The 26,389-nt window shown below is 68.0% G+C and carries 15 protein-coding genes; 11 read left to right on the plus strand and 4 right to left on the minus strand.

The window, feature by feature from the left end; all coding sequences use genetic code 11:
* The first annotated feature begins 20 nt into the window (after positions 1-20).
* The 6 genes from AB0M82_RS04205 (at position 21) to AB0M82_RS04230 (ending at position 4,719) form a co-directional block, all read left to right on the plus strand.
* A complete protein-coding gene (locus AB0M82_RS04205) occupies positions 21-1,001 on the plus strand; it encodes a helix-turn-helix domain-containing protein (protein WP_364717585.1) in 981 nt (326 codons plus the stop codon).
* Positions 1,002-1,343: 342 nt separating this feature from the next.
* On the plus strand, positions 1,344-1,790 hold the full coding sequence (locus AB0M82_RS04210) for a hypothetical protein (RefSeq protein WP_364717587.1): 447 nt from the start codon (positions 1,344-1,346) through the stop codon (positions 1,788-1,790).
* Between the two features lie 214 nt (positions 1,791-2,004).
* Positions 2,005-2,328 (plus strand): MFS transporter, encoded by a 324-nt coding sequence (locus AB0M82_RS04215; RefSeq protein ID WP_364717588.1) that lies wholly within the window; start codon positions 2,005-2,007, stop codon positions 2,326-2,328.
* A 236-nt stretch (positions 2,329-2,564) separates the two neighbouring features.
* Positions 2,565-2,975 (plus strand): hypothetical protein, encoded by a 411-nt coding sequence (locus tag AB0M82_RS04220; RefSeq protein WP_364717590.1) that lies wholly within the window; start codon positions 2,565-2,567, stop codon positions 2,973-2,975.
* Positions 2,972-4,114, plus strand: a complete 1,143-nt coding sequence (locus AB0M82_RS04225; protein ID WP_364717591.1) for a sensor histidine kinase — start codon at positions 2,972-2,974, stop codon at positions 4,112-4,114. Before AB0M82_RS04220 ends, AB0M82_RS04225 begins: the two co-directional genes overlap by 4 nt.
* Entirely contained in the window at positions 4,111-4,719 is a 609-nt protein-coding gene (locus AB0M82_RS04230; protein ID WP_364717593.1) for a response regulator transcription factor, read from the plus strand. The genes AB0M82_RS04225 and AB0M82_RS04230 overlap by 4 nt, the downstream gene beginning before the upstream one ends.
* Positions 4,720-5,121: 402 nt before the next feature.
* Here AB0M82_RS04230 and AB0M82_RS04235 read toward each other — a convergent pair whose 3' ends face one another.
* On the minus strand, positions 5,122-5,475 hold the full coding sequence (locus AB0M82_RS04235; RefSeq protein ID WP_364717594.1) for a hypothetical protein: 354 nt from the start codon (positions 5,473-5,475) through the stop codon (positions 5,122-5,124).
* 199 nt (positions 5,476-5,674) lie between these two features.
* On the opposite strand from AB0M82_RS04235, the gene AB0M82_RS04240 reads away from it, so the two are divergent.
* Positions 5,675-5,806: a hypothetical protein gene (locus AB0M82_RS04240; RefSeq protein WP_364717596.1), complete on the plus strand. Its 132-nt coding sequence runs from the start codon at positions 5,675-5,677 to the stop codon at positions 5,804-5,806.
* 117 nt (positions 5,807-5,923) lie between these two features.
* On the opposite strand, the gene AB0M82_RS04245 is transcribed toward AB0M82_RS04240, so the two are convergent.
* From AB0M82_RS04245 to AB0M82_RS04255, 3 genes are read right to left on the minus strand one after another with little or no spacing between them, the layout of a single operon-like run.
* A complete protein-coding gene (locus AB0M82_RS04245; protein ID WP_364717598.1) occupies positions 5,924-9,079 on the minus strand; it encodes a helicase-related protein in 3,156 nt (1,051 codons plus the stop codon).
* Positions 9,076-10,893, minus strand: coding sequence for a hypothetical protein (locus tag AB0M82_RS04250; protein WP_364717599.1), 1,818 nt, complete (start codon positions 10,891-10,893; stop codon positions 9,076-9,078). The genes AB0M82_RS04245 and AB0M82_RS04250 overlap by 4 nt, the downstream gene beginning before the upstream one ends.
* Positions 10,880-12,085, minus strand: coding sequence for a DUF6361 family protein (locus tag AB0M82_RS04255; protein WP_364717601.1), 1,206 nt, complete (start codon positions 12,083-12,085; stop codon positions 10,880-10,882). Before AB0M82_RS04255 ends, AB0M82_RS04250 begins: the two co-directional genes overlap by 14 nt.
* Before the next feature lie 1,281 nt (positions 12,086-13,366).
* Between AB0M82_RS04255 and drmD the strand changes: the two genes are divergently transcribed.
* Genes drmD through AB0M82_RS04275 form a run of 4 tightly spaced genes read left to right on the plus strand, consistent with a single transcriptional unit; the run spans position 13,367 to position 26,389 of the window.
* Positions 13,367-16,537 (plus strand): DISARM system SNF2-like helicase DrmD, encoded by a 3,171-nt coding sequence (gene drmD, locus AB0M82_RS04260; protein WP_364717602.1) that lies wholly within the window; start codon positions 13,367-13,369, stop codon positions 16,535-16,537.
* The gene (locus AB0M82_RS04265; RefSeq protein WP_364717603.1) at positions 16,534-20,631 is read left to right on the plus strand and encodes a DNA methyltransferase; all 4,098 of its coding nucleotides are present in this window, start codon (positions 16,534-16,536) and stop codon (positions 20,629-20,631) included. Before drmD ends, AB0M82_RS04265 begins: the two co-directional genes overlap by 4 nt.
* A 35-nt stretch (positions 20,632-20,666) precedes the next feature.
* Entirely contained in the window at positions 20,667-24,452 is a 3,786-nt protein-coding gene (gene drmA / locus AB0M82_RS04270) for a DISARM system helicase DrmA (RefSeq protein WP_364718018.1), read from the plus strand.
* Positions 24,449-26,389 carry a DUF1998 domain-containing protein gene (locus AB0M82_RS04275; RefSeq protein ID WP_364717605.1) on the plus strand — a complete coding sequence of 647 codons (1,941 nt, stop codon included), beginning with the start codon at positions 24,449-24,451 and terminating at the stop codon, positions 26,387-26,389. The genes drmA and AB0M82_RS04275 overlap by 4 nt, the downstream gene beginning before the upstream one ends.

Genomic DNA, 26,389 nt, shown 5'->3' on the forward strand with positions numbered 1-26,389 from the left:
CGACAGGGAAAGGGGCGGCGGTGCTGGAGCCGATCGGGCTCGGTGACGCGGACGAAGCGATCTACGACGCGCTGGTCCGGCGCACCCGGGCGACGGTCCCCGAACTCGCCCAGGACGCTCACTCTTCACTGCCGGTGACGCGGCGCGTGGTGCGGACGCTCGTCGGGCTGGGCCTGGCGACGCGGACGGCCGGGCGGCCGTCGCGCTACGTCGTCGTCCCGCCGGACCGGGCGATCGAGGCGGTGCTCCGCGAACGCGAGGCCGCGCTGCGCGACACGCGCCGCCACATCGGCACGCTCATGGAGATATACCGCGCGAGCACGCGGTTCGCGCACCCCGGCGAGCTGGTCGAGGTGATCACCGGGCGGGGCGAGGTCAACGAGCGCTGGGGGCGGATGCAGCAGGACATCCGGGTGCAGATGCGCGGGTTCGACCGCCCACCGTACGCCGCGCCACGGGGGGCCTCGGACTCGAACGAGGTCGAGCTGGGGCTGCTCGGACGCGGGGTGAAGTGCCGGGTGGTCTACGACAAGAGCGCGATCGAGCTGCCCGGGCGCATCGACGACATCGAGCTCGGCATGCGGCACGGCGAGCAGGCCAGGATCGACGGCGACGTCCCGATGAAGCTCGCGATCGCCGACGACCGGCTCGCGATCATCCCGTTGATGCGGCCCGGCGACCCCGCACTCACCGCGTCGTACCTCATCCACCCGTCACCGCTGCTGGACGCGCTGATCGCGTTGTTCGAGGCGGTGTGGACACGCAGCGTGCCGGTGCGGCTCGGTTCCGCCGGCGGCTCTGCCGAGCCCGGCGAGCTGTCCGCGGCCGAAGCGAAGCTGCTGATGCTGCTGGCCTCCGGCGCGACCGACAAGGCAGCCGGGCGGGCGCTGGGCTGGAGCGAGCGGACCGTCCAGCGCCACGCCACCAAGCTCATGACGCGGGTCGGGGCGCAGACCCGGTTCCAGATCGCGATGGAGGCCACCCGGCGCGGCTGGATCTGAGGGCCTGCTCCTCTCGGCGTCGATGGACCGGCCGGCCGGCCTCGGTGGGACGATCTATCCCCACACCCACAGCAGGTGCCACGTCGGGCGGGTCGACCTGTTCCCGATACTGGGGCCAACGACCGGCGAGCGGCCTGCCCGCTGTGAACGGCAAGACGCCGCCGCTGGCACTGTGTGGCTATGCCCCAAGGCCGGGCAGTTAGCTGCGGCAGAGAGCTGTCAAGCTGCCCGGTTGGCCCGGTTTCAGGTTCACGGCCTTCCGTCCAACTCCGCCACGCCTACGGGCTGGACAGCGCGAAGCTGACCGGCGAGGGACAGACGGTCGCGGTGGTCTCACCGTCCATGGACACCCTGGAACACGACGTGAACACCTGGTCCGAGCACGTCGGCACTCAGCCGTTGCGCCCCGGCCAGCTCACCGTGGTGCCCACCCCAGACGGTTCGCCAGCGCAGAGGCCGGGCGGCGGCGGATTCATCGGCATGATCGAAAACGCACTGGACGTCGAAGCGGTGCACGGCATGGCACCGAAAGCCGACATCATCTCCATGATGATGGCGCAGCCGAGGGTCACGAGGGCTCGGTGGATGTGGTCGCGGGTCTCCCAGCGGATACGCAGGCGGCTGAACCAGTGCGGCAGCGCGAGCGTGCCCTCCACTACCCGGCCGATCCGTCTCATCGCCGCTAGGGCCGATTCTCGTGGAGGTGCGCTGCTGCCGGTAGTCCGCCTCTGGACCGCTGCTCGGTCAGCTGCGCACCCCATCAATCAGGTGCCGATGTGCGACGGCTGAAGACCTCACGGCGTTCTTCACCCCGTGCGGTTGAGAGCGATTGTCCTCGCGCCTCGTCGGCGAATCGGTCGTTCCTTGACCGAGCCGATCACCATTCGGGCTGCGCACTGGAAACTCTGCCAGGTCGCGCGGCGCGGATGGACCTCCCTGATCAACGCCGTCGTCAGCTGCACGGCGTGGTGCTGATGCTGGCCGCGCGGCCCCGAACTTCGTCGTGCTGGCCGTGATCGTGGTCCCGATCGGTCTGGTCACGCAGGTGTTCAACACCACGGCCAACTCGCACCTGCAACTCACCGCCGGCCCCGAGCTGCGCGGCCGGGTCATGAGCCTGTACGCGCTGGTGTTCATCGGCGGGCTGCCCGTCGGCGGCCCGGTCATGGGGTGGATCACCGACCGCGTCGGCCCGCGCGGCGGCGTCTTCATCGCGGGGGCGATCGCGGTGGTGGCGGCGGCCATCGTGTGGCGATGCCTGACTACGGCCGACCGCAGGCAGTCCCGGTCCCGTGCAGCGGCCAAGTCGTCCGTCGTCGGTGATTGAGCCACCCGGCCGGTGAGTCTCAGGCGGCACCGGGAGGTCCACTGTGGACCTCCCGGACGGTGGATTCCGGAGCCGGGAGGCCAGGCGGCCCGTGCCAGTACAACTGGCAGGAATCGCTCAAGTACAGCTGCCCGCCGATGCCGTCGCCCCGGATGTCCAGTTTCTGACAGATGTCATGACGAGGTGGTGGACAACGTCGCTACCAGCGGGAACTCTGGTTGATCATCGTTGAGGGCATGACGAAGCAGACCCTGACCGACCCCGACGTCCGCGAGAAGTTGCACATCGCCCAGGTGCTACTCGGTGGCTACGTGGCAGTGAGCGTGCTGACCCTGCTGGCGATCGTGGTGTTCAGTGGCAATCCCGACATTGTCACCGATGCGGTGTGGATCCGTGGCTCGATCCTCGCCGTCGCTTCGCCGATCACCTTCGCGCTCGGTGTGTCCATGGCCAAGGGCTCGCGGAGCAACTACCGCAGGGTGCAGATCATCGCGCTGGCCCAGGTGGTGGCGGTCGTCGTGATCGAGTCCATCCCCGGTTCCTTCCCGCTCTGGTTCAAGATCGAGAATGGTGTGTGCGGTGCGCTGCTGGTCGTCGTCGTCCTGGTGACCTTCGCACGGACCGTGCGCACCGCCTTCGCGGCGTGAGCGCATCCGCGCAGGTCCAGCCGGGTGGCGGTACGGTCACCGACGTGGACGAGCGGCTGGAATCCGAGGAGTTGCGTGGCCTGGACGAGCGGCGCCGGCTGCTGCTCTCGCTGGGCATGCTCTGCTACCCGTTCCTGGCCGGTGCCGGCGTCGCCCAGCGCACGCGCGGCGCCGGCCTCGTCGTCGGCTACCTGCTGCTGGTGGCCGTCTCCGCTTGCTACCTGGCCATCGTGGTGGCCTCGATGCGATCGGCGTGGCGGGCCTACTGGTGGCTGCTAGCGGTGATGACGGTGCTGGCGGTGCTGGTCGCGCCGCTGGCTCACGAGACCGTGCTGGTCCTCACCGCGGTGATCGTGCCGGCAGCGGCAGCGCGCGTCGACGGTCGAGCGGCGCTTGGTCTCGTGGGTCTGGGCGCCGCAGGGTGCGTCGTGGTGCCGATGCTGGTGCCCGGCTGGAGCACCGGCCCGGCCTGGTACTACGCGGTGGCCGTGGTGTTCACCGCACTGTTGGTCCACGCCTTCAGCCGCACCGCTACGGCCAACCTGCAGCTGCGCGAGGCCAGGGCGGAAGTGGCCAGGCTGGCCTCGGAGGCCGAGCGCAACCGGATCGCCCGCGACCTGCACGACCTGCTGGGCCATTCGCTCACCGCCATCACCGTGAAGAGCGGTTTGGCCCGACGGCTGGCCGTTGGCGCACCGCCTGCGGCGCTGGCCGAGATGGAATCGGTGGAGCAGCTGGCCCGCCAGGCATTGACCGACGTGCGGGCCGCAGTGTCCGGTTACCAGGATGTCACGCTCGCCGGCGAGCTCGCCCGCGGCCGGGAGCTGCTGCGGGCAGCAGGGGTCACCGCCGACCTGCCCACCGCCTACGACGGGGTGCCGCCGGAGCGGCAGGAGCTGTTCGGCTGGGTCATGCGGGAAGGGGTGACGAACGTGGTGCGGCACGCTCGGGCCAGCCGGTGCACGGTCGAGCTGACCGCGTCCTCCGTGGAGGTGCGCGACGACGGGGTCGGCGGTCCGGCCGGCGCGGGGTCCGGGCTGGCCGGCCTGCGGGCCAGGGTGGCCGCTGCCGGTGGAGTGCTGACCGCCGGCCCGACGCGGCCCCGTGGGTGGTCGCTGCGGGTGGAGGCGTCGGTATGACGATCCGGCTGCTGCTCGCCGACGACCAGGAGCTGATCCGACAGGCACTGCGCGTGCTGCTCGACCTCGAACCGGAGTTCGAGGTGGTGGCCTCGGTCGGCCGCGGCGACGAGGTGACCGCCGCGGCGCTGGAACACCGCCCGGACGTCGCGCTGCTGGACATCGACATGCCCGGGTTGGACGGGCTCGCGGCGGCCGCCGTGCTCACCGCACAGGTCCCCGACTGCCGCGTGGTCATCCTGACCACCTTCGGCCGCACCGGCTACCTACGCCGGGCCATGGAGGCCGGTGCCGTCGGGTTCGTCGTGAAGGACGCCCCGGCCGACACACTCGCCGATGCCATTCGGCGGGTAGCGGCTGGCGAGCGGGTGGTGGACCCGGTGCTGGCCGCGGCCACGCTGGCGGCCGGCCAGTCGCCGCTCACCGCCCGCGAACGCGACGTGCTCATCGCCGCCCGCGCCGGCGCCACCGTGGCCGAGATCGCGGCTCGGCTGTACCTCGCCGAGGGCACCGTGCGGAACTACCTGTCCGGGGCCACCACCAAGACCGGCACCCGCAACCGGATGGAGGCGCTGCGAGTGGCCGACGAGCGCGGCTGGCTGTAACCGCTCACACACCCCGTCGCCGCCCGACCAGTCGGCCAGACAGGCCCGAGCGGCACCTGGTCCTGGTCGGGGAACTGGTGTCGACCAAGGTCGGGAAGGGCGACAAGAAGGCGCTGCGGGCCGACATCGCCGAGAGGCTCGGCACGGTGACCGCGTGAAGCACGACGTCTCCCGGACGCTGCCGTGGATGCGTCAGGGCACGGAACACTTCCTCGCCGTCGTGGCGTCCCTTCCGGACGGTGAGTTCCGCGCGGCGAGCCGGGGTCCTCAGTTCCGGCCACGGCGGCCGGGTGACCAGCTGCAGCCCCGGCGGCGACCGCTGGTCGGTACAGGTCGCCCTTGATCGTATGGATGTCCGGTTGAACCTGAGTCCCGACGCTGGCTGCGGCCGCATCAAACTCCCTAAGCGCCCGACTCCGGCCGAGACTCCGCGGTGCCCGTCACTGCGGCGAGCGCGACCGCCGCGATCATGACCATGCCGAAGCTGATCAGTCCCATGAACAACGCGATCGCGCCGCGCAGCGGAATCGCGAGCCACAGCGCGAACTGTCTGCGCGGGGACCCGCGAGCACGGCGCAGGCGATGAAGAGCTCCGCCGCCATCGTTGCCCAGGCGAGTGCCGTGGCCGGCCAGCCCCGTAATGGTGTCGTGGCGGGGGAGTGGGGCCAGGAACGGACCGCCTGTTATCACGGGGAAGCGTACGTCTGCTGCATGGCGGCGATCACGGTCACGGAAGCGGATCGTCGCCCTCGGCAACGACTCCTCTTAACTGTATAACGCCCTATGCGACGGGCGATAAAGAATTCCGCATTCGCGGTGTCTGCTCCGTTCTAGAAATCACACAGAAACACACAAGCGAAGCACTGAGCGCCGCTCAGCTTTTGTGGTCGACCGCAAGGGGCGATGATCACGCTCGATCGGCGCGACGGGGAGCGTCCAGGTTCCGTCCGCTCGAATGCCGGGGAAGCAACCGTCCCTGCCGCACGAGCTCGCCGAGTTGGCCCGGCAGTGGGAGCGGCACGTCATCGAGGTCGCCGCCGGACGCGCCGACGGGCACGACACCGCGCCCGCTGTTCGATCCGAGTAGCGCGACGGTGCGGGAAACGGCGAGGGCCGCCGAGCTGACCGCGGCCGGCAGGTCGCCAACTGGCCGATCTACGTCGCGCTCGCGGTGATGAGCTTCCGGTTGCCCGGACACTTTCTGTTAGCTGGGGGGTGGGGATAGGTCGATGCGGAGCCAGGTGTGGTCGGTGGTGGTTGAGTCGAGGTAGCGGATCAGGTCGTCCTGTCGGGGTTGGCCGAAGACCAGTCGGTAGGCAGTGATCGTGCGGCGCAGCCGGCCGTATCGTTCGGTCTCTTTGCTCAGTGGTAGTGCGGGTACGTAGCGCTCGATGTGGGCGCCGTCCTTGAGCGGGTACACCCAGTAGGGGACCAGGTCGCTGTCGCCTTCCGGGCGGTCGGCTGCGGCACGGTCGAACAGGTAGGTCCAGGGGTCGGCTGCTGTCGTCAGTGCGGGTTCGGCGCCGAAGCGTTGGGCGACGTTCTTGCGCACGGCGTGTCCTTTGAACCGGTGGACGCGTCCTTCGCGTTGTTCCAGGTCCACAGGGTTGCCGGGCAGGTTCCAGTGCACGACGGCGTGGCAGTAGGTGTGGAAGTCCAGGCCCTCCTGGCCCACCGAGGTCGAGGCGAGCACGAACGGCGCGAACGGTGAGTTGAAGGCGCTACGAACGTGGCTCTCGCGGACCACGGTCTTGTCCTCGTCCTGCCCGCGTCCGAATCGGACGGCCAGGTTGACCCGCATCAGGTGCCGGGCCGTGACCACGTGGCCGTCGGTGAGACGAAGATCGTCGACTGCGTTGGTGACCGACCGAATCCGGAGTGCGTCAGCGACAGCCGGGGCGATCTTGGAGGCCCTCGTGGTGGGGTCGTCGCCTTGCAGGCCTTCGCTTTCCACCAGGGTGTGCACGTACTCGTCGAGGACTGCTGTGAGGCCGCCGGCCCAGCAGTGGTCGAGGACCGTGGTCCAGTACCGATCGGCGTCCTCGTCGCTGGTGGCGCGGAGCAGGGTGACGGTCTCCGGGCGGTTGAACAGTGACCGCAGACCCCACGACATCGTCATGGCGTGCGCGCGGATGTCGACGTTGTCGAGCGCCTCGGTCGCTCCGCAAACCCGGGACAGTGAGCGCAGCGCACACACCCCGGGGCCGGCGACCGCGAGCTTGACCAAGACGTCGACCAGGTCGTCCGGGCGGCGGCCGAGAGTGGCCGGGTCCAATTGTTGGGCGAGTTGAACGTGTGCCCGCAGTTGGCCGACCGGCTCGTCGCTGTCGTCGTCACCCCGGCTGAACATGGTCGGCAGCAGTGGCCGTTGGGCACCGCCAAGGTGCTCAAGGTCGAGCAGGAACGGCGCGGCCCAGTACCACCGCTGGTCAACCGCCTGGTCAGGGTTGCCGTCAGGCAGGTCGTCCAACACGCGGACCACCTCGGCGCGGACCGCGTCGCGCAGCGCCGCGCCCGGCAGCGGGAGCGGGAGTCCGAGATGCTGGGCCGCTCGCAAGGGATCACCGAGCCGGGCCAGCGTCGAGCTGGCATAGAGCAGCGCCAGGACCGGCATCCCGGTCAGGCGCCCTCCGGATTCCTGGAAGCGGAGCAGCGGCGCGGGTCGGTGTTCGTATCCCCGGCTGGTCAGCCCGGCCGCGTCCAGCGCCCGCCGCTCGGCCTCGTAGCTGAGCACCACCGAGATCGCTTTGGGCACGACTGTCCAGGCGGAGAACACCATCCGTTTGGTGAAGGCCCGTAGTCCGCTGTCCGCATAAGCCCCGCCAAGGTCGTAATAGGGCAATGCGGGCGGCAGCCAGGCCAGCCGCCACACGCCGCGGTCGAGCACATCGGTGATGAGGCCGCGGAGCTTCGCGTTGGCGGGATGGAGTTGTCGGTAGGACCGGATGTCGTCCCAGTCGAGCACGTCGACCGGGTGCTGGAACAACGCGGCGAGGTTGGGATCGAGCCGATCGATGCGTTCGCTCAGTTTGCGTTTGATCTTGTAGTTGTCCATCAGGTTGAACAGGTAGCTGGCAGAGCGCCAGTACTCGATCATGTCAACGGGCTCGACCAGATGGGCGACGTCGTCGGTGAACCGGTAGGCCCGTACGTCTTCCGGCCGCAGAGCCACATCCGGCAGATCGCACTCGGCGATCATCGCGTCGCGGTCCGGGGTGACTGCGAGTCGTTCGGTGCGAGACATGACCCGGCGGAGCTCCTGTTCCACCTCGGTCTTCGCCTTCCGGGCGACGTCGGTGTTCTCGCCGACCAGCAATGACTGGCGGATCGTGTGCATCCGCTGCCCGATCCCGTAGGCCCGGTCCGGTCCGGCCAGGAACTCCACGGTGGACAGGAAGTCGGCGTAGTGGTCGTCACCCTCCGGCTCGTCGGGCAGGGTGTACATCTTGTACGGCGTCGCCGACAGCAGCAGGACCCGTGCGTCGGAGTGGTCGAACAGTGCGTGCGCGAGGTCGGCGCCGGGGTTCGCCGGATTGAGCAGATCCTTGAATCGCTGGAACTCGTCCAGGATCACCAGGTCTGGCTCCAATGCGTGCACGGAGGCGTGCGCGACATGTTGGCGCAGTGCGCCGATGAGCTGGTAGCGGTCTCGTTTCACGGCCGTGCTCGGCTCGCCGAGGCGCCGGTCGAACTGGTCAACGCATTCTTCGATCTCCTCACGCAGTGCGTAGCCGTTGCGCGTGGCGGTGGCTAGGCGATCGTGGAATGCCTGCACTGTGCCGGTGTCGAGGCGGCTTCCCTTGGATGCGTGCAGACCGGCTTGGAATCGGTCGAACCCGACCCCGCCGCGGAAGAAGTTCGTCCACTTGGGAGAACCGACGGCGTCGCGACCCCACGCTTGGGCGAGCAGCTCGTACAGCAAGATGCGCTCCTGCTGGCGGCCGCCGCTGTCGCCGATGTGGAACGAGGTGCCCGGGGTGAATGACACGAAGTTCACCTTGCGGCTGCGCAGCTCGCCGAGCGCTCGGGGCAGCATGGTCAGCCGGTCGGCGTGGTCGACCTGCATCGTGTCGCCGAACAGGTTGAGGCGGCTGAGGTTCTGCCGGGCGATCTGGGCGTTGGAGCAGATGTAGACCACGTCGATCCGCCGTACCGTGTCCCACAGGTGGTCCAGGGTTTTGGCGATCGTGCCGCGGGCCACCATGGTTTTGCCGAGACCGACCTCGTCGGCGACCAGGAACCGCTTCGCGTGGTCGGAGTCGGTCCACAGTCGACGGTGCACGTGTTCCACGGTCGCCCGTTGGAAGTCCTTGAGCTTGGACATCTCCGCCGCGAGGTCCGGCCGTCGTACCTGCTTCACGTCATGACCTCCTGATGGACCTGCCACACGACGTCCCAGATCTCCTCGAGATGTTCCGGCATCAACTCGACGCTGTCGGGCAGCTGGCGCAGGTCCTGGATGAAGCTCTCGATCCGTCCCAGTGCCTCGATGTCCCGACCGGCCGCGCGGACCATCGGCTCCAGCAGTGCCTGGCTGGTCACGCCCGAGCCGACCGGCCGCGAGCCCTCCGTAGTCTCCGGCACGGTGGATGACGAGCCCAGCGCACTGGGATCGGCGAACAGCAACAGCAGGTACCGCAGCACGTCAGTCTTGGACCGCAGCAACTCGCCGAGCACGCTGTGTCGCCGCTCGGCCGGATCACCGATCAACTCGGCGCGTAACACGCACGACCGGCAGGCCTGTGCATCGCCGGTGCCGAGTTCGGTTCGCACGGCGACGAACGGGGTGACCGAGATCAGGCCGTGCGGACCCCAGTCCAGTGTGGATCCGACGTCGAACGAGCGGACGTGCACGTCGGACAGGGTGATCGGCCAGAGTTCAGTGACGCCCGGAGATGGTGGAGGCTGCGAGAAGGTCAACCGCAGGCGCACCCGGCCCCCCGGCTCGCTGGAAATGGTCATCCGGGGACCTGCCGCGGCCAGCGTGCGGTGAAAGTCCTCGATGAGCCGATCGTTGTGCTCGTTGGCTGGGATGGCCGGCTGGGCCGCCGGCGTGTAGGGCGCCAGCATCTTCTCCAGCCCGGGAGACTCGGACGTGCCGGTCAACACCGCCGCCGTGCCGCACGTTGACACCGGGCCGCGGAGTTGTACCTCGAACTCCACGTTGCCGCCGAACCCCGCGCCGGTGGCGTTCGCGGATCCGGTGACCACGACCGCGTCGTCGCCGACATCGAACACAAAGGTCTTGGCGTGCAGCCCATCCGAGACGCGACCCCACTCGTTGGTGACTGTGCCGGGATGGTCGGCGTCCTCGTCGATGCCGACTTCGGCCAGCCGTTGCAGGGTGGAGGCCTGGTCGCCGGGCCGGCGCCAGTCGGCGATCCGGTCGAAGGTCTCCGGGCGCGACACCACGTGCAGCGCCGGTGTGACAGTCTGCAGCCTGCGGAGCGTGCCCATATCCAGGAACGGCGAGATCACCAGCACCCGGTCCGCCACCGGGGGGAACGGCCACACCGGCCCGGACAGCCCGACCGGCAGGAACCGTGCGTCGTGAAACCCATCTGGCGCCACGAGAGCGGCACCGGCAATCGTGTCAGCCAGCGAGTTTACCTGAGCCAGGCGATCCTCAGGTAGTGCGCGCAGCGCCAGGCCAGGCATCGCCCGCAGGAATCCGGCGAGATCCTCGGCTCCGGCGACCGGTACGCCCGCCGTTTCTGCCTCGTCCAGCCGCAGCACCACGTCCCAGGATTGGTCGAAGGTCAGGTTCCGGCTCAGACACAGCACCCGGTGCCGATACGGCTGGCCACCGGTGGGATCGACGAACCGCACCACCCACAGTTTCGGGTGGAAGGCCCGGGCCGGATCGGGTGGGCGCATTTCGTGTACGCAGTCCTCGGCGAACGCGAGGATGCGGTTGTAGCTGGGCGGCACGTGGATCGACCCGGCCTGGCAGAACACGGTCGTGCGCTCGGCGTAGCGGCGGACCGCCTCCAGCAGGCGCAGCGGGTCGATCCGGTCGAGGTCGGTGGTTTCGGCGAGTGCGAACGACATCGGTGCCAGCAGCAGCGCGGTGAGGTCGAGGGAGAAGGTCGTGGTGACCGCGACGTCCACCCGGTAGCCGTCCGGTGGGCCAAGCGCATCGGTGAGCAGGGAGCGGGTCTCAGGGGCGAGCATGAGCGGCCTCCGTCCGGGCAAGGTGGAGGTCGTTGAGCAGTCCGCGGGTCACGGTCCACCGATAGTCCAATGGGGACAGTCCGGACTCTCCGCGCCATCGATCCAGCGCGGCGTCGTTGCGCAGCCGGGCCCGCCCACCCTTGATCTGCACCTCACGTTCGGTGACCAGCGTCCGCGCCCGCGAACCGTCGACCGGCTCCCCCGACTCGACCAGACTCAGCCAGGACTCCACGAACCGCTGGGTGAGCGGGGACAACCTCGGGTTGCGGGCCGAGACCAGCCGCCACAACTCAGGCCGTGACCAGCCGTCGAGCGGCCGCTCCCGGCGAAGATCGTCCTGCCAGCCGGCCAGCCTCTGGCTATACCGCTCGCCCGAGGCCCCGCCGACACGTTCGGCCAGCATCAGGTTATACAGCAGCACCGCGCCGTAGATCGCCCAGCGGAAGCGCCGGCCGTGATCGACTGCCTCGCGCAGAGCCAGCGGGAACTCACCCAACTGCTCGTGCCGCCAGATGGACTCGGCAGAGGTGGACCGCCCATGCTGCGTGAGCCAGGCGATCAGCGACCCTCGCGTGGACGCTGCCATGTAGTCGGCGAGGATGCCGGCTTCGGCAGGTTCCAGGTCGAACGTGGTGGCCTCAAAGAGATCCCCCGGGGGCGGCGGCAGGTGCATCGTGAACCCGGTGTCGCCGTGTGCCCGCGCGATCCCCGGATCGTCCGACTCCGGCTCGAACGAGCGCAACGCGGCCTGTCCGCGCGCCTTGCGGAAGAAGCCGTCGATGCTCGTGTCCCAGGTCCGGATACCGAACCGCAGAGTCGCCGCCCAGTAGGCCGCGCTGGGCATGCGCTTAAGCTTGTCCCCGGCCTGCTTCCCGATCACCCCGTCTGTCTGATTTCCCCGCAGCAGCGCGCGGATCAGCCGAATCTCCCGACGCCGCAGCTCGTCGGCCGCCTGATCGGGCCGCATACCCGACCGAGCGACCGAGTCCACCAGCCACGGCACGAACAGCAGATACCGCAGCCGGGTGTGCAACACCGACGTACCGGGGAACAGCGTGTCGGCGATGGCATCACGGATCGACCCGATACCCAACTCGTCGACGGTGCTCTCATCCTTGAACAGCTGCACCACCTGCAACATCCGCCTGCGCTGCTCGTCATCACCGTCAAGCCACGCCAAAACCGATCCCATGACACCTCCCGAATATCGCATCGCTGTCAGGCCTGGTGATTGCCATCATGGACAGGTCACGCCGCTCTCCGGATGATCGCCAGACTGGCGAAGTTGGCAATACGGAGGAGTTCTTCCATAGCGTCTTCCAGGGCCCCTTGAACTCACTACACTGAGCGTTAGCCAACGCGTTCATCGGATACACTGCCGCGATCGCTTCGGGCATGACAGGCCCTGAAATAATGAGCACGGAAAACCGGCATCGCCGGAAGCGGGGTCTGAGCACCCGGTAGTCCACCCACCTTACCCCCATGAGCGGCCAACGGCAGTCTCTTCGACAGGCCGTCCAACTCGATCACACAACAACGGCAGCAAGGTACGCAGGTGTTCCTCACCGCATATCGGGTTCGAGCACGCAGTTCGATCTGCGGGCTCCGGGGCATGACCGGATGTTCCGACGCGCAGGGCTTGGCTGGTTCCAGCGGCCGTTTTCGGGACTTTCCGGAGGTTCTGGGGTCCGGCGTCCTGAGTGGCATGAGCGTGTTTTTCGGCGGCACGGAGGATGTCGTTGCCGAGTTGTTCGAGGAATTGGCCCACGGTGGCGAGCCGGGTTCCGGCAGCGGTGTCGGCGAGCAGTCACACAGGTCGGATGACGACGCCTGGTGTCGACGGAGTCCGTCAGGCCGCCGTCGCCACGTAACGCTCGACCTGCCAGCATCTACTGGCAGGTAGACAGCTCGGCGACACTGGGCCAACCTCGACCTTCCGCGGCACGATCATGGCCCTCACCTCCATCACCGTCACCACCGGCACCGTCGTCCACGGCCGCGCACTCACCACATCGGACGATGCGCCACGAGCAGCTCGGGAGCGTAGGGTGAGAGTGTCGCCCGGGACCCCGGTGTCTGACAGTCTGCCGGTGACGGATACACACCGGGTCGAGGCCACTATGACGACTGTCCAATATCGCCTCTACGCGTCCGTGCGTGACGGAGGCAGGTTCGGTTTCGCTCCCTAGCGGCGGTACCGGACCGGCGGATCAACTTCGCCAGCGTGTGGTCCGAAAAGTCGGTCCACACGCGAGTCAAGGGCGGGGCTCGACGACGACCGCGACGAGTCCTGAGGACAGACGCGTTCACCACACGGAGAAACGTCCTCCGCAACGTGTTCGAAGTTGATCATACGTGCCGATTGAGTCCGAATACAATGGGCCACTTTCACTGGGCATGACCGCACCCGCAGGTCCTTCCAGCCCGGTACGACCGTCGGGCCGCTTTGCCGAGCCTGAGAGGTCAGGTCCATATGACTAGCACAACTCTCCGCGCGCCCGACCTGCCCGCCACCGGCCAGCTTGCCATGGTCCGCGGCCGGCACTGGGTCGTCACTGAGATCTTGCCGACGGCCATCCCGTTCGACGTGAAGAGCGCTGCCGTCGGTGAGGGACACACGTTGGTCACCTTGTCCAGCGTCGAAGACGATGGCCTCGGGGAGGAACTGCGCGTCCTCTGGGAGCTGGAGGCCGGCCGTCGAGTCCTTGACGCCGCCACCCTGCCTGACCTGTCCGAAGGGCGCTTCGATGACCCGTCAACGCTGGGTGCGTTCCTCGACGCACTCCGATGGGGAGCGGTCACCAACGCCGAAACCACTGTTCTGCAGGCGCCATTTCGTGCTGGTATCGCGATCGAGGACTATCAACTTGAGCCGGTGACCCGGGCATTGAGAATGCCGCGGGTAAATCTTCTCGTCGCAGATGATGTTGGACTAGGAAAAACGATCGAAGCTGGCCTGGTAATCCAGGAAATGCTTTTGCGTCACCGGGCCCGGCGCGTGATGATCGTCTGCCCCGCTCCATTGACAGTGAAGTGGAAGGAGGAAATGGATGTCCGCTTCGGGTTGGACTTCCACATCATCGACACGGACAAGATACGAGAAGTCCACCGCGAGCGTGGCCTGTACGCCAACCCGTTCCGTGTTCACCCGCACACGATTGTCAGCCTGTCGTGGTTGCGCGGGGACCGATGCCAACGCCTGCTCGCCGAGGTTCTCGGAGACGCGAGCCCAGCCCTGCCTCGGGTGATCGACCTGCTGGTCGTCGATGAGGCGCATCACTGCGCACCGCCAGGCCGCGGCAAGTATGCCGTCGACAGCCAGCAGACCCGCGCGGTCTCGCGCTTGTCGGCGCACTCGGAACACCGGCTGTTCCTCTCCGCCACACCGCACAACGGCTACCCCGAGTCCTGGTCGGCGTTGCTGGCCATGCTGGACCCGCAACGGTTCCTCCGCGGCGCGGCGCCCGATCCGATCGCGCTCAAGCAGGTCCTGATCCGCCGGCTCAAGTCTGAGCTCACCAATGCCGACGGCACCAGCCGCTACCCCGACCGGGTCGTCGAGGACATCCCCGTCGTGTACCCCGATCATGAGCGTGAGGTCCACACTCTGCTCCGGGACTACACCGCGGCTCGCAAGAACAGGATCGGCCGGACCTCGACGGCGCGCACGGGCACCAATAGAGCAGCTGACCTGGTGACGTTGCTGTTGAAAAAGCGTCTGTTCTCCAGCCCGGCGGCGTTCACCCGCACCTTCGGCCTGCATCAGGACGCCGTCGCCCGTGCCGGCCACGCCGAAGAGGTCGATCCAGAATGGGTCGACGAGCAGCGCCGCGACCTGATCTTCGGCGAGTGGGGAACAGACGACGTCTTCGACGACGCCGAAACCGCCGCCAACGACGCCGCCACCGAGGCGGCCGGACGTCCGGGCAAGGCCGAACAGATCCTCCTGGACCGGCTCGCCGCCTGGGTCGAGGAACACGGCCACGACAGCGACGCCAAGGCCCGTGCCCTCATCACCTATCTCACAGCGGTCTGCAAAAACGGCAAACCGAAGGGCCGGTGGAACGACGAACGGGTCGTTGTGTTCACCGAGTATCGCGCCACCCAGACCTGGCTGGCCGAACTCCTCGATCGCTACGAACTCGCCGACGGCGGCCGGTTGGAATTGCTCTACGGCGGCATGGACGACGACCAACGCGAACGAGTCAAGGATGATTTCCAGAAGCCACCCGACCGCCACCCCGTACGGATCCTGCTCGCCACGGACACCGCGAGCGAGGGAATCGACCTCCAGAATCATTGCCACCGGCTGGTCAACTACGACATCCCGTTCAACCCGAACCGGCTCGAACAACGCGCAGGCCGAATCGATCGATACGGGCAGACACACCGCCCTCAGATCCGGCACTTCGTCGGCTCGCACTGGCACACCGCTGCCGCGCACAGCGCCGACGCCGACCTGGACTTCCTTACTCGCGTCGCGGTCAAGGTCGCGACGATAAGCGAGGATCTGGGCAGCATCAACCCGGTCCTGTCGGCCGCGGTGGAGCGCCGCATGCTCGGCTACCCGGACCCGGCGTTCAACCTCAACACGATCCAGCCCAAGAACATCGCCCGGCAGGCGCTGAAGGTAGAGCGACAATTGCGCGACGAGGCTGACCGCCTACGGGCCACCCTCGCGCAGTCCGCGCACGAACTGCACTGCACCCCGGCCGATGTCGAGCGCGTGGTGCGGGTCGGCCTGGCCCTGGGCCGGCAACCGTCCCTTGTCCCCGAAAACGACGGACCGACTGGGGCTTCGATCTGGCGCGTCCCGGCGCTGACCGGATCGTGGGCCCGCACAACTGCCGGCCTGACGGATCGCGACTACGGGCAGCGCCCGATCAGCTTCGACGCCACCATCGCGGCCAGCCGCACCGATTTGGTCCTCGCCCATCTCAACCACCCCCTGGTCGCCATGGCTACCCGGCTGCTGCGGGCGGAGGTGTGGGGAGCGGGGAACCTCGCCCGCGCAGCGAGCCTGCTCATCGACGATCCACGCCTGACCGCACCAGTACTCGCGGCCTACTCCCGGCTGGTCCTAGTCGGAGCCGACGGCACACGGCTGCACGAGGAACTGTTCCCCGCGGGCGGCTGGCTGCGTGGCCGGTCCTTCGCCAGGCTCGGCGTCACCGAGCTTGCCAGCATCCTCGATGCCGCGCTCGGCCCCGACGCCCACCCCCGGCAAAGCTCCGACACAGTACGTAAACAACTCGCCGTGACCTGGCGGCACGTCGCCAGAGGACTGGACGCGGCCATCACCGCCCGGGCGAGGGAACGAGAAGCAAGCCTGCAGCGAGCATTGGCCACACGGCAGACCGAGGACGAAACCCGCACAACCCGACTACTCGACGCGTTCGAGCAGTCCCTGCGCACCGCACTCGCCCCAGAGGACACCGACCTGCAGCTGTCCTTCGCCGACATCGAGGCAGACCAGCGCGCCCAGCTCGAACAGGACAGATCCGCGTGGCAGGAACGCCTGGACGCACTGCCCGGCGAGAAGGCCAGCGAGCTGGCCGGGATTGCCCGGCGGTACGAGTCCGTCCGGGTCCTGTGGTTCCCCGCCGCCGTCGTCCACCTCGTCCCTGTTCGGAGCGCACGATGAGCCCAGCCAAGACCCGACGATTCAGCAGGCCCGGTCGGCGGGCAAGCACTACCGAATGGCTCGAACTCCTCGCTCCCGACGGGCCGTTCCTGGCCGCCCCCGTCGTCAACGAGATCTGGCCGAGCGGGCTACCGGCGCTCGACCGGGACGCGGTGGGCCACCTGCGCGACGCCAGCGGCCTGCTCGACGCGAGCCCCGGCACCCGGGACGCCTTCGTCCACCACGTTCTAGCCGACTTCCTCGGCTGGCACGGCAACTTCGCCAACAGCGGCACCGTCGCGCCCATGCTCACCACCCAGGTCCCAGAACACCACACCGACGTCCGTCCGGACTTCGCGCTCCTCGCGGAGCTCGACCAGCCCGCGGCGCGGCCGTTGCTGCTCGGTGTGATCACCGATCCCGGGGTGCACGCGACGGCCAAGCCACGAGCAGGCGCACCCGGCGCCGGCACGTGGAACACCAGCGCCGCCGACCGGCTCGCCTACGCCCTCCGAGCGCAGAAGGTTCCGCTCGGCCTGGTCACCGATGGCAGCGAATGGACTCTGGTGTGCGCCGTGCCCGGTGGTGCGACCACCACCGCGACCTGGACCCGGCATACCTGGCTCGACGAGCCTGACACGCTCAAGGCGTTCCACGCCCTGCTCGGCCGGCTGCGCTTCTACGGCGTCCCGGACGCCGAGCATCTGCCCGCGATGCTCGCCGCCAGCCTGGAACGGCAGGAGGAAATCACCGAACGACTCTCCGAGCAGTCCCAAGCCGTCGTGGAGATGCTCGTCGCCACGATCGGCCGGCTCGACGCCGACCACCGCGCCCAGCACGGCACGCCACTGCTGCCCGCGCACGTCGAACCCGCCGAGATCTACCAAGCCGCTGTCGCCGTCCTCATGCGCCTGGTCTTCCTCCTCTACGCCGAGGAACGCGGGCTCCTCCCGCTGGACGACGACACTTACGCCGCCGGCTATGCCGCCAGCACCCTCGCCGGGCAGCTCCGTGACCGCGCCGGCGACGCGGGCGAGGACACCCTCGAACGCTCCAGCGCCGCCTGGCATCGCCTGCTGGCCACGTTCCGCGCCGTCCACCGTGGTGCCCGCCATGACCAACTCAACCTCCCCGGATACGGCGGCAGCCTCTTCGACCCAGACCGCTATCCCTGGCTCGAAGGCCGAGCCGACGCCGTCGCACCACTGCAGGACTGCCAGCCGCTCAAGATCGACGATCGCACGCTCCTGCGCGCTCTCGAAGCCCTGCAATGGCTCCGCTTCGTCGGCGAGCGCCGCCGCGTGTCGTTCCGGGTCCTCGACGTCGAACAGATCGGTTACGTCTACGAAGGTCTGCTCGACCAGGACGCGCGCCGCTCCGAAGGCTGGACCCTCGGGATCGCGGCCGACAACAAGGGTGAGAAGAACGGCCCCGAGATGGCGCTGGTGGACCTCCAGCGCCATCTCGCCGCAGGTCCTGTCGACTTCGCTGACTGGCTGTCGCCGCTGACCAAGGATGGCGGCTCCAAGCGAAGTCCCGCAGCCATCAAGAAGGCGCTGATACCAGCCACTGGGTCGGCCGGCGACCACGCCTGGACAGGTGTGCTGGAGGCCTGCGGCGGAAACCAGCGGGCCGCCACCGCGATCCTCCCATTCGCCGGCCTGCTGCGACACGACCCACGAGAGCTGCCCGTCATCTACGCCCCCGGAACCCTCTACCTGACCGACAGCGAACTCCGCAGCCACACCGGTGGCGTCTACACCCCGAGGATGCTCGCCGAGAGCGTCGTCGTGAAAGCCCTCGAACCCCTCGTCTACACACCAGGGCCACTCGAGACCGAAGACAAAGCAGACTGGAAGATCCGCACACCCGAGCAGATCACCGACCTCAAGGTCGTGGACATCGCGGCCGGCAGCGGAGCCTTCCTCGTCGCCGCCACCCGCTACCTGGCCGACCGACTCCTCGACGCCCGACAGGAGCACCAACCGCGACCGGAGTCGTTGCCCGTCGACGACGAACAGCAGGTCATCGACGCTCGCCGCCGCATCCTCGACCACTGCATCTACGGCGTCGACATCAACCCCATGGCCATCGAGATGGCCAAACTCTCCCTCTGGCTCGTCACCCTCGACCGGCAACGCCCCTTCGGCTTCCTCGACGACCGACTCGCGGTCGGCGACAGCCTCCTGGGCATCACGAGCATGGACCAACTCCTCACCCTGCACCTGGACCCACAGGCCGGCAGGCGGATTCACCACGGGGCACTCCCGCTGTGGACCGCCGACATGCCCGGCCTGATCAAACAGTCCGTCGACCTACGCGAACAGATCGCCGAGGTAGACCTCATCGACAGCCATGATGGCGAGCACAAAGCACGGCTGCTGAATCAAGCCCGAGCCGCCACGGAACAGTTGGAGATCACCGCGGATGCCCTCTCCGGCGCGAGTCTCGCGGGGGGACAGGACCAGCAGTACCTGCGAGTCGCCCAACTCGCCGATACGGCGACAGTGGGAACTACCGAGACGGTCGGGTTGGATGCCTGGACACAACTTGGCGAGGAAGGCCAGTTCGGTCTCACTGACAATCAGGGCACGACTCACCAGCCCGCGCATTTCCCCCTACTGTTCCCTGAAGTCTTTGCCCGACCACATACAGGGTTCGACGCGGTGGTTGGCAACCCTCCATTCCTAGGCGGGAAGAAGATCAGCGGCGTCCTTGGTGGCGCCTACCGAGATCATCTTGTTCGGGCCGTCGCTCATGGCCGCGCCGGCAATGCCGATCTGGTGGCTTACATGTTTCTTCGTGCGGCAAGTGTGGCCGACCTCCAGCAAGGCCAACTCGGCCTCATTGCCACAAACACACTGGCTCAGGGTGACACGCGAGAGGTAGGACTTGACCAGATTGCAGCCGACGGTATTGACATTCGAGCTGCCATCAAGAGTGCCAAATGGCCCACCAAAGGTGCCAACCTTGAGTACTGTGTCGTGTGGGCTTCACGAAAGCAACGCCGGGTCGGTGTTCGAGCGACCGCCGACGGGGTATTAGTTGAAACGATCACTCCCGCTCTGGATCCGGCAGGTCGCACCATGGGGAATCCACGCCGACTCCACTCCAATCAAGGCATTGCATTTCAGGGCTCGATCGTATTAGGACTTGGCTTCACCATGACAGGGCTTGAGGCGGAGGGATTCATCAGCAAGGATCCACGAAATATCGAAATCCTCTTTCCTTATGTAAACGGCGATGATCTCAACTCTCGTCCCGACGGGGCGGCCAGTAGATGGATTATCAACTTCTTTGATTGGCCAGAGGATCGCGCGGCCAAGTATGTCGAATGCTTCGATCAGGTGGTTCGTCTCGTCAAACAAGATAGAATGGCCAAAAAACAAGCGGACTATCGACGAACTTGGTGGCAGTACGGCCGTCGCGGAAAAGCGCTCTATCGGGCGATCGACGGTCTCGATCATGTGATTGCGATTACGTTGGTCAGCAAGGTGGTTATGCCGGTCATGGTCCCTACGGGGCAAGTCTTCTCGCACGCCACGGCGGTGTTCGCGACGGATGATCTCGCGTACTTGGCGTTGCTCTCCAGCGCGCCACATTACTGGTGGGCGATCGCGCACGCTTCGACCATGCGGAATGATCTTCGGTACACCCCGTCGGATGTGTTCGAGACGCTCCCGCTGCCGGTCTTGACTGCTCGGATGCGGGCGGCCGGCAAGGCGCTGGACAAGGACCGAAGAGCCTTTATGCTGGGGCGCCAGCTCGGCCTGACGAAGACATACAACCTGATTCACGACTCCGCCGTCAAAGACGCCGAGGTTGTCCATCTGCGCCAACTGCACGTCGAGGTCGATGACGCTGTCTGCGAGGCATACGGGTGGTCAGACCTGCCACTCGGTCATGGACACCACGAGACCCGCCAGGGAGTGCGGTGGACCGTGTGCGCGGCGGCCCGTGTGGAGCTGCTCGACCGCCTGCTGGAGCTCAACCACGCCCGCTATGCAGAGGAGCAGCGCGGGAATCAGCCCAAGCCGGCGGGTCGACGCCGCGGGGGAACCAAGAAGAGTCCTCCGGATGATCAGGACGTGTTGTTCGGTGAGGAGTTGGTGTGACCGCGGCGGGCACCGTGCCTACTCCACCAACCACGGTGCCGAGCGGCGGTGACAACGCTGGAGCCGCCGCAAATTCGGCGCCGTGGACATCACGGCAGGTTCGTAGCGAGCTGGAACGGTTCCTGGTCCGAGACCTGCTGGGCCCGTGGGCCGGTGACATGGAGGAGCTGCCGGCCGGGACGATTCCATCTGAGCGCTACATCCTCGGGGTGCTGACGCCGGCGCGGGTCGCGCTGGACGCCGAGGCGACCGATGCGACGGCGTCAGACGACGGCTCCGGTGAAGGGACCGGCGAGGTGACTGCGGCCGCGGCCGCGGGGTCGATGTCGCCCGCCTCGTTGGGTCTGTCGTTCAGCGTGCCGTTGGATGTGCCGACCGTGCTGGTGAGGGCATCATGGGGCCGCTACGTCCAAGGCCCATCCCAGACACAACTGACCGAAGCGGGGACACCGCGGCTGGTATGGCAGCACGTCGCCTCGGGCGGCACTGTCCTGCTGAATATGACCGAGCCGGAGCCGTCTGGCCGCCCGGACACCGAGCAACCGGACGTGGTTGTTCGCGCCCGGTGCCGACCGCATCGCGGGTCTCGGGTGGTTGACGTCGCGATCGTGAACACCCAGCCAGAGCCGGATGATCGCCGGGATTCCGCGCGGCTGTTCCAGGTCCGGCTCGAGGTCACCGCTGCCGACGGTGCGGCCGCGGTGTTCTTGCCGCACAACGATCCGTCGCATGTGGTCGCCGACGACGTCCCGACCGAGGCGGATCTCGAGCGGCTGAGCCTGGAGATGCTGTATCGCCGAGCGCGGCAGTTCGCGGTCGGGCGCAACGCCGGGGTCAACGCCGAACGCCGCGCCGGGGACGGCTGCGCATGGCGGGTGTCGACGACGAACCTGCCCTCGTTCGAGGTCGAACAGACCGTCGCGCCCCAGGCCACCCAGGTGCCGCAGCTCGCCGGTCTCGAGGTGGAGATGCGGGTGCTGGCCAGCGCCCCGCGTGGCGAGGTCATCGCCGCGCTGCGGCCGTTGTCCGACGGCTACCGCACTTGGCTCGATGAGCAGGAGCACAAGGCCACCGCCGACACGACGCTCGCTGGGCACGGTCGTGCCGCGGCGGCGAACCTGCGCGCGGCCCGAGTCGCCGCTGACCGGATCTCGGCCGGCATCGACCTGCTCGCGGCGGACACCGAAGCGGGCAACCAGGCATGGCAGGCGTGGAAGTTCGCGAACCTCGCGATGGCGATGCAACGCGAGCACACCGAACTCGCCGTCGAACGCGCGAAGGACCCGGAACTCACCCTCACCGCCGGACTGGCCCTGGTCAACGAGCCGAGACGCAGGTCGTGGCGTCCGTTCCAGCTCGCGTTCGTGCTGCTCAACCTGCCCTCGCTGACCGACCCCTCGCACCCGGACCGAGCCCACGCCGCCGCGGCCAACGGACCTGGGCTTGCGGACCTGCTGTTCTTCCCCACCGGCGGCGGCAAGACCGAGGCCTACCTCGGACTGACCGCGTACACGTTCGCGATCCGCCGATTGCAGGGCATCGTCGGCACCGGCGCCGACGCCCGCGACGGCCGCTCGGGTGTGGCGGTCCTGATGCGCTACACGCTGCGGTTGCTGACCGCCCAGCAGTTCCAGCGTGCCGCGACGCTGGTCTGCGCCGCCGAGCACCTGCGTCGGGACGCCGCGACCGCCCAGCGCGCGGGCGGTCCACCCAACCCGTGGGGCGACGAGCCGTTCCGGATCGGCTTGTGGGTCGGCTCGAAGGTCACCCCGAACTGGTTCGACCAGGCCAAGCAGGCCCTGGACATGATGCGTGCCCGCTACGCCGGGGCCGGTGCGTCCAACCCGATCCAGGTGCTGGCCTGCCCGTGGTGCGGCCGAGTGATCGAACCCGGGCAGGACGCGGAATGCGACACCACACGGCGGCGGGTCATCGTGTGGTGCGGGGATCCCGACGGGCAATGCGCCTACTCCCGCAAGCAATCCGCAGCCTGGGGTGAAGGGCTGCCTGTCGTCACCGTCGACGAGGAGGTCTTCCGCCTCGCGCCGGCGTTGGTCATCGGCACGGTCGACAAATTCGCCCAGCTCCCGCTGCGCGGCCAGACCGGCCTGCTGTTCGGGCACACCCGGTCGATCTGCGCTCGGCACGGCTACCGTCACCCGGACCTGACGCGCAAGACCGAGTGCAAGGACGGCGGGCATCCGCGGAAGGGCACGCTCGAGGGCACCAAACCGCGGGACTGCGGGCCGCTGCGCCCACCCGACTTGATCATCCAGGACGAGCTGCACCTGATCTCCGGCGCGCTGGGCACGATGGTCGGGTTGTATGAGACCGCGGTGGAACGGTTGGGTTCCTGGACGGTCAACGGTGCCATGGTTCGCCCCAAAGTCCTCGCGTCCACCGCCACCGTGCGCCGCGCCCACGAGCAGGTCCACTGCCTGTTCAACCGCGAGCTGGCGATCTTCCCGGCGCCCGTGCTGGATGCGGGTGAGACGTTCTTCTCCACCCAGATCCCGGTCGACGACGAGCACCCCGGCCGACGCTACCTCGGGATCTGCGCACACGGGCAACGCATCAAGCAGGTGCAGATCCGTGTCGCGCAGATGCTGCTGGCTGCCGCGCAGTTGCTGTTCGACGAGCACGGCCGGGCCGCAGACCCGTACATGACGCTGGTGGACTACTTCTCCTCCACCGTCGAGCTGGCCGGGATGCGACGCCTGGTCGACGACGACATCGCCACCCGGCTGCAGCAACAGTCCCGGCGTGGACTCCGCGACCGCCGCAACCTCGAACTGCGTGAATTGACCGCGCGGATCAACAGCCAGGACATCGGCCGGTCGCTGTCCGCGCTGGCCAACACGTTCAACCCGGACATCGACTCCACCGCCGCCAAAGCCGCCGTGACCGCGCTGCTCAAGGCCCGGCGCGAGGGCCACGGACAGTCCGCGCAGGCACAGGCCACGCTCGACAGCCTGCCACGCCACGAGGCCGGCGCGAAGCCCGTGGACATGCTGCTGGCCACGAGCATGCTGCAGGTCGGTGTCGACGTGGCACGCCTGGGGCTGATGGTAGTCACCGGCCAACCGAAGAACAGCGCCGAGTACATCCAGGCGTCCTCCCGCGTCGGGCGTGACCCGCAGCGACCCGGACTGGTCGTGACGATCTTCAACTGGGCTCGGCCTCGTGACCTGGCGCATCTGGAAACCTTCGTGCACTTCCACGAGACGTTCTACGCCCGAGTCGAACCACTATCGGTGACTCCGTTCGCCGACCGCGCGATGGACCGGGGCCTGGCCGCCGTCCTGGTCTCGACCCTGCGACACGCGCTTCATGACTGGGAAGGCGAGCCGGGTGCGCACCGCGTCCCGGTGACGGGCCCTGCCGTGGACTCCGCGATCGCCTGGATCGCGGAGCGAGCCGGCGACGTCGTCGGCGACGCCGCGCACACCGAGAAGGTGGTCACGATGTGCCGCGAGCTGATGGACGACTGGGACCGCCGCCGCAAGGGCCTGGAATCAGGTGTGCTGTCCTACACCAGGCCCCAGGACAACCTTGTTCCGCTGCTGGACCCCGGCGTCGGCTCCTGGGGCACCTGGTCGGCCGGGTGGTCACTGCGTGAGGTCGAGCCCGAAACGAACCTGCTCATCACCCTGGCTGCTCCCGAAGTCGCTGAGCGGCCCGCGTGGACATTCGGCGTCGCGGACGCCGACACACCCGAGGACACCACGCAGGACGAGACAGATGTGGTCGCCGATACCGACGAGTTCGGTCAGCTGGGTACCACACCCGTCCTGGCCGCAGCAGGGGAGCCCCCACGATGAGCACTCCACCACCGGCTTGGCGCGCAGGAACAGCAGGCGCGCAGGAGAAGAATCTGCGTCGGGTCGGCAGCCAACGGCCCAACGCCATGCTGTTCTCCGACGGTGTCGGCGCGGTCGTCGACCTGCCGCACCTCAGCGTCATCGTCCAGGGCCTGGACTACTGGGACTACACGCAGGCCAACCAGGTGGAGCTGACTGAACCGCGTCTCCTGCTCCGCGTCCGACAGCTCCTCGGCACGCACGTCCGCCAACTCCGTCCCACGCCCTACCGCGAACGGGGCGAGGATCCCGACGACACCGAGGCCAACCGGGTGGGCGTCCCGGTCAGCCCGTTCCCACGCTGGATGCGGTGCTCCGGCTGCCGGTTGCTGGCCGGCATCAGCGCGTCAGGAGGAGGGCCGTTCCGGTTCGACAACGTCAACAAATACCGACCGGACGAGGCCCGTTTCGTCCATGACTGCCGGGCCACGGGACCCGGCGGGAAACGAGTCCGCCAACCCAGTGCGGTGCCCGCACGGTTCGTGATCGCCTGCACCAACGGGCATCTGGACGAGTTCCCCTACATCGAGTACGTCCACAACGGCCGCGCGTGCGCGAAGGGCCGCGAGGGACGTCTGGTCATGCTCGACCCGGGATCCAACTTCGGCTCCCAGATCAGCATCCGCTGCTCGTGTGGGGACAAGCGCAACATGAAGGACGCACTCGCACACCACCGCACGCCCGGCAGCATCGCGCTGCCCGGCTGCCGCGCCCGGCACCCCCACCTGGGGTGGTTCGACCCGGCCGGCTGCATCGCCCCCGTCCGCGCCATGGTGCTGGGCGCATCCAACCAATGGTTCAGCCTCATCGCCAAGGCGCTGTATATCCCCGACCTCGGCAGTGAGCTCGCCGCGATGGTGGAGAAACACTGGGCCCGGCTCGGGAAGGTGCACAACGAAGAGATCCTCGACTACGCCCTGACCACGACACCTGAGCTCGGCTCGTTCCGCGAGCACGACCGGAAGCATGTCTGGGCCGAGATCAGCGCCCGCAGAACAGCGGAGGCCGACGTCCCGGACGAGCCGATCGACCTGACCGCACGCGAGTACGAGGCGTTGTGCGAACCCGCCAAGGCCCGGCGTGACGACGACTTCACCGCGGACATCGTGCCCGGCCCGGATGCCTGGGCTGGGTTGATCGGCCGGGTCGTGCAGATCAGCCGCCTGCGGGAAACCAAGGCCATCGTGGGATTCACCCGCATCGACGCCCCCGAATGGGGCTCGCCGGACAGCAGCCAGAAGGCGCCGCTGAGCCGCAACAAACTGGACTGGGTGCCCGCCGCCACCACCCACGGCGAAGGGATCTTCATCGTCGTGCGCCCCGACGTCGTGCACGCCTGGGAGCAGGCCGCCTCGGTGAGTCCGCACATGGATCTCCTGCGCCAGGCGCACGGCCGGTGGCGGGACAACCGCGAGCTTGCCGGGCCACACGAGGACTCCTGGCCCGGCGACCGCTACGTCATGCTGCACACGCTGTCGCATCTGCTGGTTCGCGAGATCGCCCTCGAATGCGGCTACTCCGCGGCGAGCATCAGCGAACGCATCTACGCCAACGCCGATCGCGACGAAGCCGGGATTTTGCTCTACACATCCGCCAGCGACAGCGAAGGAACACTCGGGGGGCTGGTCCGACTCTGCGAATCCACCCAGCTCGACCGGCTTCTGCGCGCCGCGGTTGCCAACGCCCGACGCTGCTCCTCAGACCCCCTGTGTGCCGAGCACACCCCCCTCAGGACCGAAGACACTCTGCACGGCGCGGCCTGTCATGCCTGCCTGTTCGCCTCCGAAACCACCTGTGAACGGGGAAACCGTTTCCTCGACCGGCGACTCATCGTCGCCGTCAACAGCGACGAGCCGGACATCGCGGTGTGCAGCCACATCACCTCGCGGTCGAACTAG

Origin of the sequence: Amycolatopsis sp. NPDC051128 (assembly GCF_040682715.1) — a bacterium.
Taxonomy (GTDB): domain Bacteria; phylum Actinomycetota; class Actinomycetes; order Mycobacteriales; family Pseudonocardiaceae; genus Amycolatopsis.